This window comes from Rhodopseudomonas sp., from assembly GCF_048594845.1.
GTDB lineage: Bacteria > Pseudomonadota > Alphaproteobacteria > Rhizobiales > Xanthobacteraceae > Rhodopseudomonas.
This window is the reverse complement of sequence record NZ_JBMDXE010000366.1, coordinates 1-2,456: the sequence shown is the minus strand read 5'-3', so window position 1 is coordinate 2,456 and position 2,456 is coordinate 1. Positions and strand designations below refer to the sequence as shown.

The 2,456-nt window shown below is 65.0% G+C and carries 2 protein-coding genes and 1 pseudogene; 1 reads left to right on the top strand and 2 read right to left on the bottom strand.

Annotated elements, in window-relative coordinates:
* Positions 1 to 576, bottom strand: a pseudogene (locus tag ACOJTD_RS25270) (DUF2865 domain-containing protein); the annotation flags it as partial.
* Between the two features lie 24 nt (positions 577 to 600).
* On the bottom strand, positions 601 to 1,356 hold the full coding sequence (locus ACOJTD_RS25265) for a L,D-transpeptidase (RefSeq protein ID WP_420135595.1): 756 nt from the start codon (positions 1,354 to 1,356) through the stop codon (positions 601 to 603).
* A gap of 247 nt (positions 1,357 to 1,603) precedes the next feature.
* On the opposite strand from ACOJTD_RS25265, the gene ACOJTD_RS25260 reads away from it, so the two are divergent.
* A partial coding sequence (locus ACOJTD_RS25260) for an AI-2E family transporter (protein ID WP_420135594.1) occupies positions 1,604 to 2,456 on the top strand: 853 nt, incomplete at its 3' end.

Below are 2,456 nucleotides of genomic sequence, written 5' to 3'. Positions count from 1 at the left end.
GCGGCGATCGATGCGGCTGGCGACCTTCAGACCATCTTCGCTCGCGACGATATCGCCACGTCGCAAGGTCGGATCGTCCTCGACCTTGATCTTCGCGAGGCCGAATTGGTCCTTGCCGTTGCAGGTGCAGCCATCGACGATTTCGCTGCGAATCTTGAACGCGTTCGGCAGCGCGGACTACGGCGTGCCGGCTGCGGTACGCGCGCCATCGATGGATGAGCCATACACGACCTTGGTTTCGCTGGCGGGGCAGAAACTGTTGCAGGTCGCATCCTTGCTCTCGCCGCCCGTTGCGGAAATCGGGAAGTAGCGACCATCGCAGGTGCGCACGCAGAACGCCTGTCCGCCGCCACTCGCATAGGATCGTTGCACCGGGCGCGCAGGGCGCGGCGCGCCATAGTCGCCCTCACTCGCGAACGGGAAGGCTCGCGACATTTCCGGCGGGTAGCTGCGCTGCGACGACGGAATGCCGCCGAACAACGCCGAGAAGAAGTCCTGCGCCTGCGCGCCGGTGCTGACACTGACGACCAGAATGGCCGCGACCGCGGCGGTGGACGTTGCGAGAGAGCGGGTCATTCTGGACCTCCGGTCCGAGTGGGCTTAGTTGACCGAGGAAACCGAAATGTTCATCGCTTGCCGACCGGGACGTGCCTTGCGGGCTTCCAGGTTCGGCGACGACTTCGGCAGCACCACCACCCGCGTGCCGACCCGCGCGCGGCTGAACAGATCTTCGACGTCCTCGTTCGTCAGCCGGATACAGCCAGAGGAGACGAACTTGCCGATCGTTGAGGGATCGTTGGTGCCGTGGATGCGATATTCGGTCGAACCGAGATACATCGCGCGAGCGCCGAGAGGATTGCCCGGGCCACCGGCCATGAATCGCGGCAGGTAAGGCTGGCGCGCGATCATACGCGCCGGCGGGTGCCAGTCCGGCCACTCCGCCTTGCGGGTGATGGTCTCGCTGCCGGACCAGGTGAAGCCTTCCCGGCCGACGCCGACGCCGTAGCGAATGGCGCGGCCGCCGCCGAGCACGTAGTAGAGGTAAGTGTTCGACGTATCGATCACGATCGTGCCGGCGGGCTGGTTGCTGTCGTAAGCGACCACTTGCCGCCGCAGCCGGTCGGACAGTTGGGCATCCTCATCCGCCGGCACGGAGGCATCCGGCTCCACCGAAGGCGCAGCCAGCACTTCGTCATCGGAGCCGAACGGACCCGCCTGCGGCGCCGCCGCGTAACCCATCATCTGCTGGGCCGATGCGGCTCCGGGCAGCGCCACCGTGATCAGCAAGGCGGCTGCGGCGGCCAGGACCGGGCGCGCGGCACGGTTGGTTCGCGATACGATCTCCGAAGTAATCATGATGATATCCCCGCAGTGTCGACGCATCGTCCTGGATGCCGCTGAGAAACGCGACGGCGTCAGAACTGTTCCGGCCACCACTCTCCGCACCCCGAACTAAGCGCCGGCAGCACCGCATGGGCGCGCGGAACTTTGCCAGATCATTCCGGTTGAAGCCACGAACTGCCGCGTACTTGCCCGGTGGTGCAACCGGCGCGGCGTGCGCCATCTCCCTCAACGCGATTTCGCAGAAGCTGGGTGGGCACTCGTGCGAACTCTTCCCGTCGAGCCCGTCAGCACTCCGCTCCCGGACAGCAAGGAAGAGCGGCCGCCGCTGATCAGGCGCACGGAAGTCGTCGCCTTTGCGCTGGTGGCGCTGCTCATCGTGATGATTACCGGCCTGCTCTATGTCGCCAAGCCGTTCTTCCTGCCGATCGTCACCGCCTTCGTGGTCGGCACCATGCTGTCGCCGGCCGCCACCTATATGGAGCGCTGGCGCATCCCCCGGGCGGTCTGCGCCGTACTGATCGTCTCGGTCGCCCTGATCACCGTCGGGTTCATGGTGGCACTGATTTCGGTGCCGCTGATCGAATGGAGCAGTCGCCTTCCGGAGTTGGGTGGTTTGCTCCGCGAGAAGCTGAGCTTCCTGGAACGTCCGCTGGGGCTGTGGCGCCAGTTGCAGGCGTCCATCGGCGGCTCCGAGGCGCTCCCGTCCTCGCCGATCCAGATGCCGCAAATCGACTGGATGCAGCCTACGCTCGAATTCGTGTCACCGACGCTGACTGAATTTCTGCTGTTTCTCGTGACGCTGGTGTTGTTCGTCGCGAGTTGGAAGGATCTGCGCCGAGCCCTCGTCATGACTTTCGGCGATCGCGATGCGCGGTTGCGCACCTTGCGCATCCTCAACGAAATCGAGCTCAGCCTCGGTGGCTATCTGCTGACGGTGACAACGATCAACCTGTGCTACGGCGCAGCCACCGGCGTTATCTGCGCGCTGGCCGGAATGCCGAACCCGGCCGGCCTCGGCGCACTCGCCGCGATCCTGAACTTTATCCCAATCATCGGCCCCTCGGTGATGTTCATTGTCCTCGCACTGGTGGGAATTGTCAGCATGCCGACCC

Bases quoted from the DNA above. Each gene is read 5' to 3' on its own strand.
- ACOJTD_RS25265 (WP_420135595.1), bottom strand. From the start codon at position 1,356: ATGATTACTTCGGAGATCGTATCGCGAACCAACCGTGCCGCGCGCCCG.